12 protein-coding genes are annotated in these 15,795 nt (G+C 71.2%); 3 read left to right on the top strand and 9 right to left on the bottom strand.

Features of this window, described 5'->3' with window-relative positions; genetic code table 11:
- The first annotated feature begins 2 nt into the window (after positions 1 to 2).
- The gene (locus J2X60_RS04430; protein WP_309886606.1) at positions 3 to 641 is read left to right on the top strand and encodes a pyridoxal 5'-phosphate synthase; all 639 of its coding nucleotides are present in this window, start codon (positions 3 to 5) and stop codon (positions 639 to 641) included.
- A gap of 158 nt (positions 642 to 799) precedes the next feature.
- Here J2X60_RS04430 and J2X60_RS04425 read toward each other — a convergent pair whose 3' ends face one another.
- From J2X60_RS04425 to J2X60_RS04405, 5 genes are all read right to left on the bottom strand, one after another.
- Positions 800 to 3,157, bottom strand: a complete 2,358-nt coding sequence (locus tag J2X60_RS04425; protein ID WP_309886605.1) for a GNAT family N-acetyltransferase — start codon at positions 3,155 to 3,157, stop codon at positions 800 to 802.
- The gene (locus tag J2X60_RS04420; RefSeq protein WP_309886604.1) at positions 3,154 to 4,572 is read right to left on the bottom strand and encodes a SidA/IucD/PvdA family monooxygenase; all 1,419 of its coding nucleotides are present in this window, start codon (positions 4,570 to 4,572) and stop codon (positions 3,154 to 3,156) included. The genes J2X60_RS04425 and J2X60_RS04420 overlap by 4 nt, the downstream gene beginning before the upstream one ends.
- On the bottom strand, positions 4,569 to 6,029 hold the full coding sequence (locus J2X60_RS04415) for a pyridoxal-dependent decarboxylase (RefSeq protein ID WP_309886603.1): 1,461 nt from the start codon (positions 6,027 to 6,029) through the stop codon (positions 4,569 to 4,571). Before J2X60_RS04415 ends, J2X60_RS04420 begins: the two co-directional genes overlap by 4 nt.
- 94 nt (positions 6,030 to 6,123) lie before the next feature.
- Positions 6,124 to 8,589 carry a UvrD-helicase domain-containing protein gene (locus J2X60_RS04410; RefSeq protein WP_309886602.1) on the bottom strand — a complete coding sequence of 822 codons (2,466 nt, stop codon included), beginning with the start codon at positions 8,587 to 8,589 and terminating at the stop codon, positions 6,124 to 6,126.
- Between the two features lie 12 nt (positions 8,590 to 8,601).
- Positions 8,602 to 9,612 (bottom strand): glycerophosphodiester phosphodiesterase family protein, encoded by a 1,011-nt coding sequence (locus tag J2X60_RS04405; protein ID WP_309886601.1) that lies wholly within the window; start codon positions 9,610 to 9,612, stop codon positions 8,602 to 8,604.
- Between the two features lie 59 nt (positions 9,613 to 9,671).
- Here J2X60_RS04405 and J2X60_RS04400 point away from each other — a divergent pair, with 59 nt between their 5' ends.
- The gene (locus J2X60_RS04400; RefSeq protein WP_309886600.1) at positions 9,672 to 10,184 is read left to right on the top strand and encodes a hypothetical protein; all 513 of its coding nucleotides are present in this window, start codon (positions 9,672 to 9,674) and stop codon (positions 10,182 to 10,184) included.
- A gap of 209 nt (positions 10,185 to 10,393) precedes the next feature.
- Positions 10,394 to 11,257, top strand: coding sequence for a Bax inhibitor-1/YccA family protein (locus J2X60_RS04395; protein WP_070417722.1), 864 nt, complete (start codon positions 10,394 to 10,396; stop codon positions 11,255 to 11,257).
- A gap of 261 nt (positions 11,258 to 11,518) precedes the next feature.
- Here J2X60_RS04395 and guaA read toward each other — a convergent pair whose 3' ends face one another.
- From guaA to J2X60_RS04375, 4 genes are read right to left on the bottom strand one after another with little or no spacing between them, the layout of a single operon-like run.
- Positions 11,519 to 13,111: a glutamine-hydrolyzing GMP synthase gene (gene guaA, locus J2X60_RS04390; protein WP_092385237.1), complete on the bottom strand. Its 1,593-nt coding sequence runs from the start codon at positions 13,109 to 13,111 to the stop codon at positions 11,519 to 11,521.
- Positions 13,108 to 13,554, bottom strand: a complete 447-nt coding sequence (locus J2X60_RS04385) for a DUF3817 domain-containing protein (RefSeq protein WP_070417720.1) — start codon at positions 13,552 to 13,554, stop codon at positions 13,108 to 13,110. The genes guaA and J2X60_RS04385 overlap by 4 nt, the downstream gene beginning before the upstream one ends.
- 10 nt (positions 13,555 to 13,564) lie before the next feature.
- Positions 13,565 to 14,344 carry an SURF1 family cytochrome oxidase biogenesis protein gene (locus J2X60_RS04380; RefSeq protein ID WP_309777261.1) on the bottom strand — a complete coding sequence of 260 codons (780 nt, stop codon included), beginning with the start codon at positions 14,342 to 14,344 and terminating at the stop codon, positions 13,565 to 13,567.
- A gap of 5 nt (positions 14,345 to 14,349) precedes the next feature.
- A complete protein-coding gene (locus J2X60_RS04375) occupies positions 14,350 to 15,792 on the bottom strand; it encodes a cation:proton antiporter (protein ID WP_309886599.1) in 1,443 nt (480 codons plus the stop codon).
- Positions 15,793 to 15,795 lie beyond the last annotated feature (3 nt).

Genomic DNA, 15,795 nt, shown 5'->3' with positions numbered 1-15,795 from the left:
GCATGCCCTCCGCTCCGCTGTCCGGTGACACCTCGTTCGCGTTCCCGGAGTACACCGACCCGCCAGCATCACCGTTCGACGTCGCCCGCACCTGGATCGACGAGGCACGGGACGGCGACGTGTCCGAACCGATGTCGATGACGCTCGCCACCGCGGGGTCCGACGGCCGGGTCTCGGCGCGGACCGTGGACGTGAAGCGGCTCGACGACCGGGGGCTCGTGTTCGGGACCTCGACACTCAGCCCGACGGGCCGGCAGCTCGACGACAACCCGTTCGCCGCGCTCCAGGTGTACTGGCGGGAGACCATGCAGCAGCTGCGGTTCGAGGGCCGGGCCGTGCAGCTCGCCGACGCCGAGTCCGACGCGCTGTTCGCCGACCGGTCGCCGAAGTCCCGCGCCGCCACCGCGATCGCCGACCAGTCCTCGGTGCTCGAGCCCCGGACGCTGCAGGACCTCATCGACGACGCGAACGCGCTGCTCGACGAGTCCGAGGATGACGTGCCCCGCCCGGAGGGCTGGGCGGCGTGGCGACTCGAGCCGGACCGCGTCGAGTTCTGGCACGGCAGCCGCGACCGGATGCACCGGCGGTTGCAGTACGTGCTCGCCGACGGTGCCTGGTCGGCGGCGCGGCTGCAGCCGTAGCGCGGCGCGGGCGGCGGGCGGCCGCCTGGCCTGCCGCACAACCAAAGCGCGCTCGAACCACGCAATCCCGTGGCTCGAGCGAACTTTGGTTGTGCGAACGCGAACCGACCCAGCCGCCGCGCGCGGGGCGGGGCGCGCCGCGCCGCGCCGCGCCCGCGCTACCGCGCGATCGGGTTCGGCATCGCCCCCGCCCGGATGAGCGACGACGACTGGTCCGCGAGGTCCACCATCGACAGCGTGTTCCGCAGCTGCAGCCGGTTGAGGCACGAGTGCTCGAACGCCGGCACCCGCAGGTCCAGCGGCCGCCGGCGCTCCGGGTGGGACGCGGCGTGCGCGTCGACGCACTCCCCCACCACCTGCCAGAACCGCGACTCCGGCAGGACCCCGTCGTCGTCGAGGATCGCCGCGACGAAGCGCAGCACCCCGTCGAACACGTCGGTGAACACGGCGAGCGCCGCTTCGTCGTCGTCCACCGGGTGCACGATGCGCTCGATGTCGGCGGGCACCGGGCGGTCGGCGTGCCGCCCGAGCACCGCGACCTCTTCTCCGATGTCCTTCATCACCGCGCGCACCACGACCCCGTCACGGACGACGAGCACGAGGTTCTCGCCGTGCGGCATGAACACGAGGTCGTGCACGGTCAGGCAGTGCACCACGGGCAGCAGGTACGCGTCGAGCCAGCGCCGCACCCACTCGTCGGCCGGCAGCCCCGATGCCTCGATCAGCGCCGACACGACGGCGTCACCCGAGGCGTCCCGGTGCAGCAAGGCGGCCATCGTCAGCAGTCGCTCGCCGTCCGTCACCCGCGGCAGCGGGCTCTCCCGCCACAGCGCCGCGAGCATCTTCCGCTGCGGTGAGGACACGTCGACCCGGTGGTAGGCGTCCCCGGTGTACCCGATCGCCGCGTGCTCCCGGAGCACCGAGAACCCGGCGCCGGCCAGCGTCTCGTCCGCGGACACGAGCGCCGCGACCCAGTCGTTCACCGCCGGGGTGTTCCGCATGTACGCGGGCGACATCCCCCGCAGGAACCCCATGTTCTGCACGGCGAGCGCCGTCTTGACGTACGAGCGCTCCGGGTGGGAGCGGTCGAACGCCGTCCGGATCGACTGCTGCGGCTGGTACTCGTCCGGCCCCTCGCCGAGGTCGACCAGGTCCTGCCGCCCGAGGTCCGGCGCGAACGTCACGGCGATCCGGTGCTGCCACTGCCACGGGTGCACGGGGATCCAGACGTAGTCGTCGGGGTCGAGTCCCCGGGACACGAGCACGGCCCGGAACCCGGCGGTGGTCTCCGGGTCGAGCTCGGCCGCCCAGTGGTCGCGCTCGGTGCGGTCCGCGGCGAGCGCGAGGTGCGTGCAGGCCCGGCGTGCGGCGAGCCAGCGGTAGCGGAACCGACCGCCGGCCTCGGGAGCGTAGGCGCGGTACTCGTCCAGCCCGAACCCGATCCGCCCGTTCGCCGCCACGAACGCCGGGTGCCCCTCGGTCATCGCCGACTCGACGTCCTGGAACGACGCGACGACGCGGTCGGTCCCCTCCGTGCGCCCCCGTGCGAGCTGCGCGGCGGACGGCCCACCGCGACGGTGCTTCGCGGCGGCGCTGGCGAGGGTGGAGGCGATCTCCTCGAGGTACGTGCCGAGCAGCGCGTCGGGGATCCCGAGCACGTCGCGCAGCTCGAGGACGAGGTCCTGCGCGCTGAGCGGGGCCGCCACACCGGCGCGGGTGCGGGTCAGCGACGCCTCGTCGATCGACCAGTGCTCGAGCACGTGCCGGCGGGCGCGGAACCGGTAGGTCGACTCCCCCGCGTCGAGCCGCCAGCCGTCGCCGTCCGACTGCGGTTCCACGAGGCGCTCGTGCGTGAACTCGGCGATCGCCTTCGCCACGAGGTGCCGCTGGGCCGGTTCGAGGTGCTCCGGCCGGAGGTGCGCCGCGGGCCCGTCGCCCTCGGGCAGCCCGATCCGGTCGGTGTCGAGCACGGACAACAGGGCGCGCTTGCCGTCGACGTCGACCTCGCGCAGCACGCGGAACCCGACCTCGGCGTTCTTCGCGTGCACGGCGGTGTTCCGGACGTCGGGCTCGACGACGACGCGGCGTGCTCCGAGGACGTCGCGGCAGTGCTCGACGACGGTGCGCATGACGGCGCTCGTCAGTCCGTGCACCCGTCCGTCGGCGGGCGGCGGCGCGACGAGCAGGTGCATGCCGACGTCGCCGGGTTCGGCGGCGAACACGTCGGTGAGCAGGACCCGGGCCGGGTCGTACGTCTCCGCGAGGAACACCGGGACGCCGTCACGACGGCCGAGCCACGCGGCCTGCGCGGGATCCGCCTGCACGTCCGCGAGGTACGTCCGCACCGCGTCGACGTCGAGGTGCCCCATGCCCCACCACGACGACGCGGGGTGCGCGAGCCACGACTGCACGAGGGCGGCGTCACGATCCGGGTCCACGGGTTCGACGGCCAGGAGGCGCGGCTCGGCCCCGCCGACCTGGGTCACGTCCGGCAGCGTGGTCGCGTCGACGGTCATGCGGAGACCTCTGCGCGCTCGCTCGCGTGCCGGGGCGGCGCGCCGTCCGCGGTGCTGCCACGTGCCTTGGAGCGGGCCGAGGCGGGCAGGCCGAACTCCTGGAAGGCGATCCGTGCCTCCAGGCCGTACACGGGCCGACCCGTGACGGACCGGATGATCGACGCGTTCCGCCACGCCCCCATGCCGAGGTCGGGTGCCGTGAGGCCGTGCGTGTGCTCCTCGGCGTTCTGCACCCAGATGCGGCCGCCGAGTCGGTCGACGTGGTGGTCGCGTGCGACCGCCAGGCGCCCCCGGGAGTCGCGGGCGACGAGGTGCTCGACCGGTGCGAGGAACGCCGCGGACCGGGGTCGGTACCCGGTCGCCAGGACCAGCCGCTCGACCTCGTGCTCGTAGGTCTCGCCGAGCTGCTCGTGCCGGAGGGTCAGCCGGTACGTCCCCCGGTCCGCCAGCCACACGGCGTCGACCACGCTCGTCTCGGTGCGGAGCGTCGTCGGGACCGGCCCCGGCGCGCTGAGCCGGTACAGCTGGTCGTAGAGCGCGTCGACGAGGTCCGCACTGATGCCCTTGTACAGCCCGCGCTGCTCGCGGCCGAGGTGGTCGCGGACGTCCTCGGGCAGGGCGTGGAAGTGGTCCGTGTACTCCGGGCTCGTCATCTCGAGCGTGAGCTTGGTGTCCTCCATCGGGAAGAACCGCGGCGAGCGGGTGATCCAGTCGAGGCGGTAGCCGTCCCGCCGGACGTCCTCGAGCATCTCGCGGTAGACCTCGGCGGCGGACTGCCCGCTGCCGATCACCGCGATCGACCCGGCACGGCGCAGGGCGTCGCGGTTCGGCAGGAACTCGGCGGAGTGGATCGCCGGCCCGTCGATGCCCCGCAGGGGTGCAGGGACGGACGGCTCCGTGCCGATGCCGACGACGACGTGGCGTGCGCGGTACGTCTCGGGACCCTGATCGGTCTCGGCGTGCACCGTGAACACGTCGGTCGTGACGTCGTGCTCGACGGCCGTGACCCGGCGACCCCAGCGGAGGGTGTCGAGCCGGTCGGCGGCCCACCGGCAGTACGCGTCGTACTCGCTGCGGAGGGGGTGGAAGTCCTCGCGGATGTAGAACGGGTAGAGCCGACCGGTCTCCTTGAGCCACGCCAGGAACGAGAACGGCGAGGTCGGGTCGGCCATCGTCACGAGGTCCGCCATGAACGGCACCTGGATCGTGGCGCCGTCGAGCATCATGCCGTGGTGCCAGGCGAAGCCGTCGGCGGCGTCCAGGAACACCACGTCGAGGTCGTCGAGCGGGTCGGTGAGGCAGGCGAGGCCGAGGTTGAACGGCCCGATGCCGATGCCGATCAGGTCGTGGACGGGGCGGTCTGCGGTCTCGTCGGAGGCCTGGCCGGCGGTCCGGAGGTCGTCGGCGGTGGTCATCGCGTCGCTCCTTCCGGGGCGGTGGTGGCCGCGCGGACGCGCGCTGCCGTCGCGGCGACGTGCTCGAGCGAGGCGCGCATCTGCGCCGGGGTCGTCTCCGGGTTGAGCAGCGTCAGCTTGTTGCAGGGGCGCCCGTCGATCACGGTCTTCGCGATGAGCACCCGCCCCTCGGCGAGGAGGGCCGCACGGATCGGGGCCACCAACGCGTCGGCGTCCGCGTCGGTCACGCCGGTCGGCTGCCACCGGAACAGCACGGTGCTGAGCTGCGTCGGCGCGACGAGCACGAGGTCCGGGTGCTCGTCGACGATCGCGTGCGTCGCCGCCGCGAGGTCGATCACCGCGTCGAACGCCCGCCCGACGGCCTCGGCGCCGGACGCTCGGAGGGTCGCCCAGAGCTTCAACGCGTCGAACCGCCTGGTGGTCTGCAGGGACTTGTCGACCTGGTTCGGCTCGGCGGCGTCCTCGGGGTTGAGGTAGTCCGCGTACCAGGCCGTGCGGCGGAGGTCGGCGGGGTCGCGGACGACCAGCGCGCTCGACGACACCGGCTGGAAGAACGACTTGTGCAGGTCGGCGGTCACGCTCCGCGCGCGCTCGATCCCGTCGAGCAGGTGCCGACGGGTCGGGGACACGAGCAGGCCGCAGCCGTACGCGGCGTCGACGTGGAGCCAGACGTCCTCGAGGTCGCACACGTCGGCGATCGGCTCGAGCGGGTCGATCACGCCGCGGTCGGTGGTGCCCGCCGTGGCGACGACGGCCATCGGGGTGCCGCCGGCCGTGCGGGCGGCGGCGATCGCCTCGGCGAGGGCCGCGGGACGCATCCGGCCGGCCTGGTCGGTGGGGACGTCGACGACGGCGTCGTCGGGGAGGCCGAGGAGCCGGGCGGACTTGCGGACGCTGAAGTGGGACTCGGCGGTGGCGAAGACGGTGAGCATCGGGGCAGCCGAAGCCGTCGCTGCTGCCGCTGCTGTCGCTGCCTCTCGCGCCAGCAGCAGCGCCTGCAGGTTCGACTGGGACCCGCCCGAGGTGAACACCCCGTCACCGCTCGCGAACCCGATGCGCCCGGCGAGCCACGCCACCACGTGCCGCTCGATGTCGGTCCCGATCCGCGACTGGTCCCAGGTGTCCACCGAGGTGTTCACGGCGGCGAGCACCGACTCCGCCGCGACCGCGGGCAGCGCGACCGGGCAGTTGAGGTGGGCGAGGTACGCCGGGTCGTGGAACCAGACGGCCTCGCGGACGAACAGGTCGTCGAGCTCGGCGAGCGCCCGGTCCGTCCCGAGGGGTTCAGCGTCGAGGTCGACGGCGGCGACGCGGGCCCGGAGTTCGTCCGCGGCGGTGTCGGTCGTCGGTCGGTCGACGTCGGAGATGCGGTCCGCGAGCCGGTCGACCGTCGTGGCGACGGTGGTCCGGTAGCGCTCGGCGTTGGCAGAGGTCAACAATTCGATGAGGGCTGTCACGTTAGGTAAGGCTAACCTCACCTCAGCGCGATTGTCACGCGCGGCAGCACGCCCCCGACATGGCCGGGCGCGTCGGCGTCAGGGACTCAGCGCCTCAGAGCTTCTCGATCGGCGCGATCTTGATGAGGAGCTTCTTGCGGCCCGCGGAGTCGAACGCGATCTCGGCGATGCGCTTGGCGCCGATGCCGGTCACGGCCGAGACCGTCCCTTCGCCGAAGTCGACGTGCTTGATGCGGTCGCCGGCCACGAGCTCCATGTCGCCGTTGTCGCGGACCTGTCCGGACACGCGGTTCGCCCACTCGGTCTTCGGACGGGTCTTCTGCGCTGCGGCCGCCCGGTCGTACGAGCCACCGCCCCAGCCGCCACCGCCGCGGTACCCGCCGCCAGCGCCGCCGCCCGAGCCACCGATCCCGCCGCCCCGTCGGGCGTTGAGGGCCCGGGGTTCCGTCCCGCCGCGGCTGTTCGCCATGCCGGGAGACTGCTTCCACTCGATGAGCCCCTCGGGGATCTCCTGCAGGAAGCGGGACGGCATCGCCACGTTGACGTCACCGAACTGCGCGCGGGTCATCGCGAGCGACAGGAAGAGGGACTTCTTGGCGCGGGTGATCCCCACGTAGAAGAGCCGGCGTTCCTCGGACGGGCCACCCGGCTCGTTCGCCGACATCCGGTGTGGCAGCAGGTCTTCCTCGACGCCGGTGAGGAACACCGCGTCGTACTCGAGCCCCTTCGCCGTGTGCAGGGTCATGAGCGACACCGTTCCCGACGAGTCGTCGAGCTCGTCCGCCGCGGCGACGAGGGAGACCTCGGTCAGGAAGTCGGACAGCGTGCCCTCGGGGTTGTTCTTCTGGAACTCCCGCGTCACCGCGACGAGCTCGTCGATGTTGTCCGCACGGGCGGCGTCCTGCGCGTCGGGCGACTTCCGGAGGTTCTCGAGCAGCCCCGAGCCGTCGAGCAGCTGCGTGAGGGTGTCCACGACCGGCTGGGTACCGGCGCGGGACGAGACGTCGTCGAGCAGGGCGGCGAACGCCGTGATCGCGTTGCGCACCTTCGGCCCGAACCCGAGTTCGTCGGCGTGCCGGAGGGCGTCCCGCATCGTCGTCTCGTGCTCGTCGGCGTAGCGCTGCAGGGTGGTCTCGGTGACCGCGCCGATGCCGCGCTTCGGGACGTTCAGGACCCGGCGGAGCGCCATCGGGTCGGCCGGGTTGGCGACGGTGATCAGGTACGCCATGGCGTCCTTGATCTCGGCGCGCTCGTAGAACTTCGTGCCGCCGAGGACCCGGTACGGGATCGCCGCCCGGATGAAGATCTCCTCGAGCGCACGGGTCTGCGAGTTCGTCCGGTAGAAGACGGCCATGTCGCGGTAGGACATGCCGTCCTCGTGCAGGCGCTGGATCTCGTCGGCGACGAACTGGGCCTCGTCGTGCCCGGTGTAGCCCGTGAACCCGACGATCTTGTCGCCGGCGCCGACGTCCGTGAACAGGTTCTTCGCCTGCCGGTCGAAGTTGTTCGCGATGACGGCGTTCGCGGCGTCGAGGATGTTCTGCGTCGACCGGTAGTTCTGCTCGAGCAGGACGACCTTCGACTTCGGGAAGTCCCGCTCGAACTCGACGATGTTGCGGATGTCCGCCCCGCGGAAGGCGTAGATGGACTGGTCGGAGTCGCCGACGACGGTCAGCGACGCCGGGGCGATCGACCCGTCGGCCTCGCGCATGCGGGCCACGTGCTGCCCGGCGTCCTCGAGTTTGTCCACCTGCTCGACCGGCACCGGCCGCGTGAGCTCGCGGATGAGGGCGTACTGCGCGTGGTTGGTGTCCTGGTACTCGTCGACGAGGATGAACCGGAACCGGCGCTGGTAGAGCGCGGCGACCTCGGGGAAGGCGCGGAAGAGGAACACCGTCTGGCCGATGAGGTCGTCGAAGTCGAACGCGTTCGCCCGGCGCAGCTCGTTCGTGTACCGCCGGAAGACCTCGGTGAACATGACCTCTTGCGGGTCGTTCGCGTTGATGTTCCGGGCGTAGGAGTCGATGTCCTGCAGCTCGTTCTTGAGCTTCGAGATCTTCGAGGCCGCAGCGCCGACGGTCAGCCCGAGCGAGTCCGCCTCGAGCTCCTTGATGATCCGCTTGAGCAGGGCCTTCGAGTCGGCGGAGTCGTAGATCGTGAACGACTGCGCGAACCCGAAGCGCTCGGCCTCGCGCCGGAGGATCCGCACGCACGCCGAGTGGAAGGTGGAGATCCACATCCCCTCGGACGCCTGCCCGACCAGCGCCCGCACGCGCTCGCGCATCTCGGCCGCGGCCTTGTTCGTGAAGGTGATCGCCAGGATCTGCGACGGCCAGGCTTCCCGGTTGGCGAGCAGCAGCGCGATGCGGCGGGTCAGCACGCTCGTCTTGCCGGAGCCCGCACCCGCCACGATGAGCAGGGACTCGCCGCGGTACTCGACGGCTTCCTTCTGCTGGGGGTTCAGACCCGCGGTGAAGGGGTCGTCGTAGGCGCGGTCACCGGCGCCGGAACCGTCAGCACGGCCGGGCGTCGAGTCGAAGGGGTCGAGCACGATCGTCATGTCCGGGACAGTCTAGGCCGGGCCTCCGACAGCCGAGCGGGCGAGCACGGCCAGGTCGGTGTGGTCGGCGAACACCCCGTCGACGCCGGTGCGGACGACCGAGGTGAACCACCGCTCCCAGTCGCCGAACGCCGCGACCTCGCCGCCGCGACGCAACGGCGCCGGCAGGAACCGGTTCTCCGGCCGCAGCGTCCACGTGTACACGGCGAGCCCGGCCTCGTGCGCGCGGTCGACGACGGCGCTCCGCACGGGTGCCGGATCCTCGAGCGCGACGCTGTCCACCCCGGCCATCAGCGTCCCCAGGTCGACGCTGATGCCGTGGAACTCCGTCGCGAACGCCGTGAGCGCGTCGTCGGACCGCTCGGCCGCGTACGTGGGAGCCAGCGACCCGTGGGACGCGACCTCGTCCGCCGCGCTGCCCCGCGCCTCCTGGAGGTAGACGAGCCGCCCGCCGGTCCCGCGCTCCCGGAGGTCCCGCAGCACGCCCTTCTCGAAGCTCTCGACGGTGAGGCGCTCGTCCCCGCGCCACCCGGTCTCGGCGAGGACCCCGTCGAGGAGCTGCCCCATCGGGAAGCCCGCTCGGTCGAAGAAGTCGGCGTGCTTGACCTCCGCGACGAGTCCGACCGGCCGGGGAGCCGCGTCGAGGGTCGCGAGCAGGTCCTCGAGGCGGAGGACCGGCTCCTCGCCGTCGTGCTCCGCCGACCCCGGTCGCAGGGCGGGGAGGCGCTCGCGGGTCCGCAGCGTCCGCAGCTCGGCCCACGTGAAGTCCTCGGTGAACCAGCCCGTCGTCTTCTGCCCGTCGACCGTCTTCGTCGTGCGCAGGTGCCGGAACTCGGGGTGGTCGGCGACGTCGGTCGTGCCGGAGACCTCGTTCTCGTGCCGCAGCACCAGCACGCCGTCCTTCGTGGGCACGAGGTCCGGCTCGATCGCGTCGGCACCGAGTTCGATCGCGAGCTCGTAGGCGCTCCGCGAGTGCTCGGGACGGTAACCGGACGCGCCGCGGTGGGCGATCACCAGGGTCATGCCTGCGACACTACGGCCACATCCGGCGCGCGGCGTCCCCGGGCCGGTAGGTTCACGGCATGGGGCTCGCCCGGGGGTGGAAGCGGAGCAGCGTCGCCGCGGCGACGGTGCTGGTCGGCGTCGCGGCGTGGGTCGTGCCGGCCTCCGGATCGGCACCCCTGCACCTCGCCGAGGGCGGGGGCGAGGTCTGCATGGAGGGTCGCACGGACGCCACCGTCGGCATCGCGATGCTCGACCACCCGACGGGCGACCCGATCGTCGTCAGCGCGGTGTCCGCACCGAGGGACGGCGTGCGCATCGTCGACGCGTTCGTGGTCCGGTACCCGCACGGTGCGTCGGACCCGGTCCGGTACGGGACGGACGAGTGGCCCGTCCCCGCCCGCTGGGGCGAGCCGGAACCGGCGCTCGGCGCGTCGGTCGCCGCGGGCGATGCCGCCGACCTCGTCGTGCACGTCCGCCGCGATGCGCGCGACGGCGGCACGGTGGGACCGGTGCGGGTCGTGTACACGCAGGGCGCGCGGCTGTGGTCGGAGACCACGGGCACCGAGGTCTCGCTGCGCGCGCACTGCTGATCCAGGAGGCGCGGTGCCGGTCCGCCCCGAACCTCGCCGTGAGCGGTCGGCGGGCTCCGGGCCGGTTCGGGGCGCGCACGCAGCGCGCGACCGTAGGCTGCGCTCGTCGGGTCCCCACGGGGCCGCTTCCGCTCGCCGCGAATCCTCAGCCTTCCGCGATCGAGCCCACCTAGGCTGAGAGGACTCGAATCTCCAAGGAAGAGGACACCATGGCCTTCAAGCCCGGTTTCGACCAGTCCCCCGCCTTCAACAACCAGGGGCCCAACACCTGGGGTGGGCGCGGCGCTGGTCAGCAGCAGGCCGGCTGGGGACAGACCCCGCAGCAGGCACAGGGCGGGATGACCCCCGAGCAGCTGCAGTACATGTACGACCGTCCGGCGGCCAGCACGGTCGACACGGACCGCATGTCGTACGAGGACACCATCGTCAAGACGCTGCTCGCGTTCGGCGTGCTCGTCGTGGGTGCCGTGGCCGGCTGGAACGCACCGATGATCGTCTGGATCATCGGCGCCGTCGCCGGGTTCGTGCTGGCGCTCGTCAACATGTTCAAGAAGAAGCCGTCGCCCGGGCTCGTCCTGGCGTACTCCTTCGCCCAGGGACTGTTCGTCGGTGGCATCTCGCACTACTACCAGAACGCGTTCGGCGGCATCGTCGTGCAGGCCGTGTTCGGCACGCTCGGTGTCTTCGCCGTGACGCTCGCGCTGTTCGCCTCCGGCAAGGTCCGCGCGACGCCGAAGGCCACGCGCTTCTTCCTCGTCGCGATGGTCGGGTACCTGGTGTTCTCGCTCATCAACCTGGTCCTCATGTGGACCGGCGTGACGCAGACCGCGTTCGGTGCCCTCGGGTTCGAGATCTTCGGCATCCCGCTCGGCGTGATCATCGGCATCCTCGTCGTGGTCATGGCGGCGTACTCGCTGATCCTCGACTTCGACCAGATCCAGACCGGCGTCCGTCGTGGCGCTCCCCGGATCTACGCGTGGACGGCGGCGTTCGGGCTCATCGTCACGATCGTGTGGCTGTACCTCGAGATCCTGCGCATCCTCGCCATCGTCGCGAGCAGCCAGCGCAACTAGTACTCGGCACGACCCGAAGGGCCCCGGCGAACACGCCGGGGCCCTTCGTCGTTCCCAGGTCGGGGGCGGCCGACGCCCCTCCCACGCCGAAATCGCACGACATGCCGCACGTGCATTGCCGAGGTCGCACAACGTGCCGCACGACCTCGCTGCGAGCGGCAGATCGTGCGACCTCGCCGCACGCACGACCTCGCCGACCGGCCTCCGGACCCAGGACGGCCCGGCACGCAGGACGCGTGCCGGGCCGTCAGCGCGGGAGGACTACTCCCACTCGATCGTCCCCGGCGGCTTCGACGTGACGTCGAGCACGACCCGGTTCACGTCGGGCACCTCGTTCGTGATGCGGTTCGAGATCTTCGCGAGGGTGTCGTACGGCAGGCGCGTCCAGTCGGCGGTCATGGCGTCTTCCGACGAGACCGGGCGGAGCACGATGGGGTGGCCGTACGTGCGACCGTCGCCCTGGACGCCCACGGAACGGACATCGGCGAGCAGGACGACCGGGCACTGCCAGATCTCCTCGTCGAGGCCGGCCGCGGTGAGCTCTTCGCGGGCGATCTTGTCGGCCGCGCGGAGCAGCTCGAGACGGTCCTTCGTGACCTCACCGACGATGCGGATGCCGAGCCCCGGGCCGGGGAACGGCTGGCGACCGACGATGACCTCGGGCAGACCGAGCTCGCGACCGACCGCGCGGACCTCGTCCTTGAACAGGGTGCGGAGCGGCTCGACGAGCTCGAACGTCATGTCGTCGGGGAGACCGCCGACGTTGTGGTGCGACTTGATGTTCGCTGTTCCCGAGCCACCGCCGGACTCGACGACGTCGGGGTAGAGCGTGCCCTGCACGAGGAACTTGACCTCGCCGGCGTCCGATCCCTCGGCCGACTCAGCGCGGGCCTCGAGCACGAGGGCCTCGGCCGCGGCCTCGAACGTGCGGATGAACTCGCGCCCGATGATCTTGCGCTTCTGCTCCGGGTCGCTCACGCCGGCGAGGGCGTCGAGGAACTGCTGCTCGGCGTCGATCGTGATGAGCCGCACACCGGTGGAGGCGACGTAGTCCTCTTCCACCTGCTTGCGCTCGTCGGCGCGGAGGAGCCCGTGGTCGACGAAGACGCACGTGAGCTGGTCGCCGACGGCCTTGTGCACCAGGGCCGCGGCGACGGCGGAGTCGACGCCACCGGAGAGTCCGGCGATGACCCGAGCCGAACCGACCTGTGCGCGGATGCGTTCGACCTGCTCCTCGATCACGTTCGCGGAGTTCCAGTCACCGGGGAGCCCTGCAGCACGGTGCAGGAAGTTCTCGAGCACGGCCTGGCCGTACACCGAGTGCTTGACCTCGGGGTGCCACTGCACGCCGTAGAGCTTGCGCTCGTCGGAGGCGAACGCGGCGACGGGGGTCGAGGCGCTGGACGCGAGGACCTCGAAGCCCTCGGGTGCCTTCGCCACGGAGTCGCCGTGGGACATCCAGGTCACCTGCGACTCCGGCTGGTCGCCGAGGAGCGTGCTCGTGCCGGGCGAGAGCGTGACGTCGGTCGCGCCGTACTCGCGCAGCCCGGTGTTCGCCACCTCGCCACCGAGCGCGGTCGCCATCGCCTGGAAGCCGTAGCAGATGCCGAGCACGGGGACGCCGAGGTCGAGGATGTCGCCGTCGAGCGCGGGCGCACCGGTCTCGTACACGGACGACGGGCCGCCGGACAGCACGATGGCCGCGGGGTCCTTCGCACGGACCTCGTCCGCCGTGATCGAGTGCGGGACGATCTCGCTGTAGACGTTCGCTTCACGGACCCGACGCGCGATGAGCTGCGCGTACTGGGCACCGAAGTCGACGACGAGGACGGGACGCTGTTCGGTCTCGCTCACCGAGCGGCCTCCTTCTCACGCTGCTGGGCAGCGGTCAGCTCGTGGTAGGTGTCCATGGCGATCTTCTGCATGCGGTGCTCGACCACGAACGACATGAACGGGATGATGCCCCCGAGGGCGATGAGCAGGAAGCGGATCGGCTTCCAGCGCATGATGCTCCACAGACGGAAGTCGGTGAAGAGGTAGAGCACGTACAGCCAGCCGTGGGCGATGAGGATGCCGATCGACAGGTTGAAGGTGCCGGGCTCCTTGCCCGCCGTGCCCTCCGGCACGAAGAACGCACCGCCGCCGAGCTGCATCTCGAGGTGCAGCGGCGTGTACTTGATGACCATCTCGACCACCAGGGCGAGCAGCAGCACGCCGGTGATGTACGCCGAGACGCGGTACCACTTCACCGCGCCCGGGATCTTCGGGATGTCGCGGGTACGGACGGTCAGAGCCATATCGGCCATCCTACCGTCGGTCGACGAGGGCACCGTCGACGCTGAGTGCGGCCTCACGCCGCTCTTCTTCCTCACGCTCCCAGGCGTCCTTCACGAACCGGTACCAGAGGAAGACGGCGAACCCGGCGAACACGACCCACTCGATCGCGTAGAACAGGTTGAGCCAGTCGAACTGGACCTCGCGCGAGGGCGCACGGTCGGCGATGGTGCCGAGGTCCGCCGCCTTCGCCGTGGTGCCGTCGGCGACGACGTACCCGAGGTACATCCGGTCGTCGAACGCCTTCCACGTGTTCACGAACCGGGCCGGCGCGACCGCCGAGTACTCGCCCTTGTCGTAGGTGTCCTGGTCGGGCGACTCGGCCGGGTAGTAGCGCCCCTCGACCGTGAGCCGCGTGCCGTCCGCCAGACGGTCACCACCGGCGACGGCCGCGGACCGCTCGTCGGACCACCCGATCACCACCGGGAGGCTCGCGCCGCTCGTGTCGTCCACCAGGTGTCCGACGGTCTGGTACGTCCCGCCACCGGTCCGGCCGGTCAGGACGGTGGTGTCACCGGCGACGAACGTCCCCGTGACCGTCACCTTCTGCCCGGCCATCTTCTCGGTCGCGGGCTGCATCGGCCCGGTCACGGCGTCGAGGCTCTTCCGGTTCTCGGTCGTCGCGGGGAGGGGGGTGCCGTTGGCGATGCTCCGCTCGAGCTGCCACTTGCCCAGCCCGGCGAACACCGCCGCGAGCACGAGCGCCAGCAACAGCAGCGCGATCCACCTCGGTCGTCGGGCTACGGCCCACATCTGTATCAGTACTCCGGATCGCGCTGGCGGACCGGGCGCTCGGGGCGCTCGGTGGGGGTCTCGACCGACGACGTCCGGGGCTCGGACACCGTCTCCGGAGACTCATTCTCCCGCTCTTGGCTGCCAGCGGCCTCCACCAGGGCGAACTCCTCGGCGAACTGGCGGTCCCGCTCTGCCCGACGAGCGGCAGCGGCGGCGTCCGACTCGGCCTCTGCCGCCTCGGCCGCGGCAGCCGCTGCGACCGCTCGACGGCCACCGAGACGCGTCCGCAGGCGTGCCAGACGAGCTGGGCGGATCACGAGCCGACCGATGCGGTCCGAGTTGACCGCGAGCAACGGCCCGAGGATCGCCATGACGAGGACGTACAGACCCGCGAAGGCGGTGATGCGGGCTTCGAGCCCGGCAGCGGCCGAGAGCGTCGCGAGGATCAGCGCGAACTCGCCGCGGTTCACCAGGATGACGGCGGTGTTGATCCCCTGCTGGATGTTGAAGCCGTTCATGCGCGCGACGAGCTGTCCCGCGATGGCGTTCAGCGCGACGGTCATGCCGATCGCACCGAGCACCGGCCAGAGCACCTCGCCGAAGGTCGACATGTCGAGCCCGAGCCCGAAGTTCACGAAGAAGAACGCCGCGAACACGTCGCGCATCGGCAGGGCGAGCTGTTCGATGCGGTCGCGGTAGCGCGTGGCGCCGCAGAGCAGGCCGATCACGAACGCACCGATCGCGTCCGTGACGCCGAGCAGGTCGCCGATGCCGCCGAACATGACCGCGAGGCCGAAGAACAGCACGGTGAACAGCTCGTCGTCACGGGTCGCGAAGATCCGGGACACCCACTTGCCGGCGAACCGGGCCAGCGTGAACATCACGATGAGGAACCCGAACGCGAGCGCGAGCTTGCCGACGACACCCCACACGTTCGTGTCGCCGGAGAGGACCACCGAGACGATCGCGAGGTAGATCGCGATGAAGACGTCCTCGATCACGGTGACGCCGAGGATCATCGGGGTCTCGTCGTTCGCCAGGCGACGGAGCTCGATGAGGAGCTTCGTCACGATCGCGCTCGACGAGGTCGCCGTCATGCCGGCGATGATGAGGGCTTCGCGCGTGCCCCACCCGAGCGAGAACCCGAAGGCGAACCCGACGCCCATGTTGATGGCGACGTACGTGCCACCGGACACCAGGAGCTTGCCGGCGTTGCCGTAGAACTCTTCCTGGTCGAACTCCAACCCGAGGTTGAACAGCAGCAGGATGAGCCCGAACGTCGCGATCAGCTCGATCGTGTGCGACTCGACGTTCAGCCCGATCCACGGGGTGTGGGGACTCGCGATGAGCCCCACGACCATGTAGATCGGGATCGCGGGCAACCCGATCGTCTTGCCGAGTCGTCCGAGGACGTAGGCGATGATGAAGAGGATGCCGATGGTGAGGAGCTCACCACCCAGGTGCACGGG

It is taken from the genome of Curtobacterium sp. 320, assembly GCF_031455235.1.
In the GTDB taxonomy this organism is placed as follows: domain Bacteria; phylum Actinomycetota; class Actinomycetes; order Actinomycetales; family Microbacteriaceae; genus Curtobacterium.
This window is presented reverse-complemented; position numbering and strand designations above follow the sequence as displayed.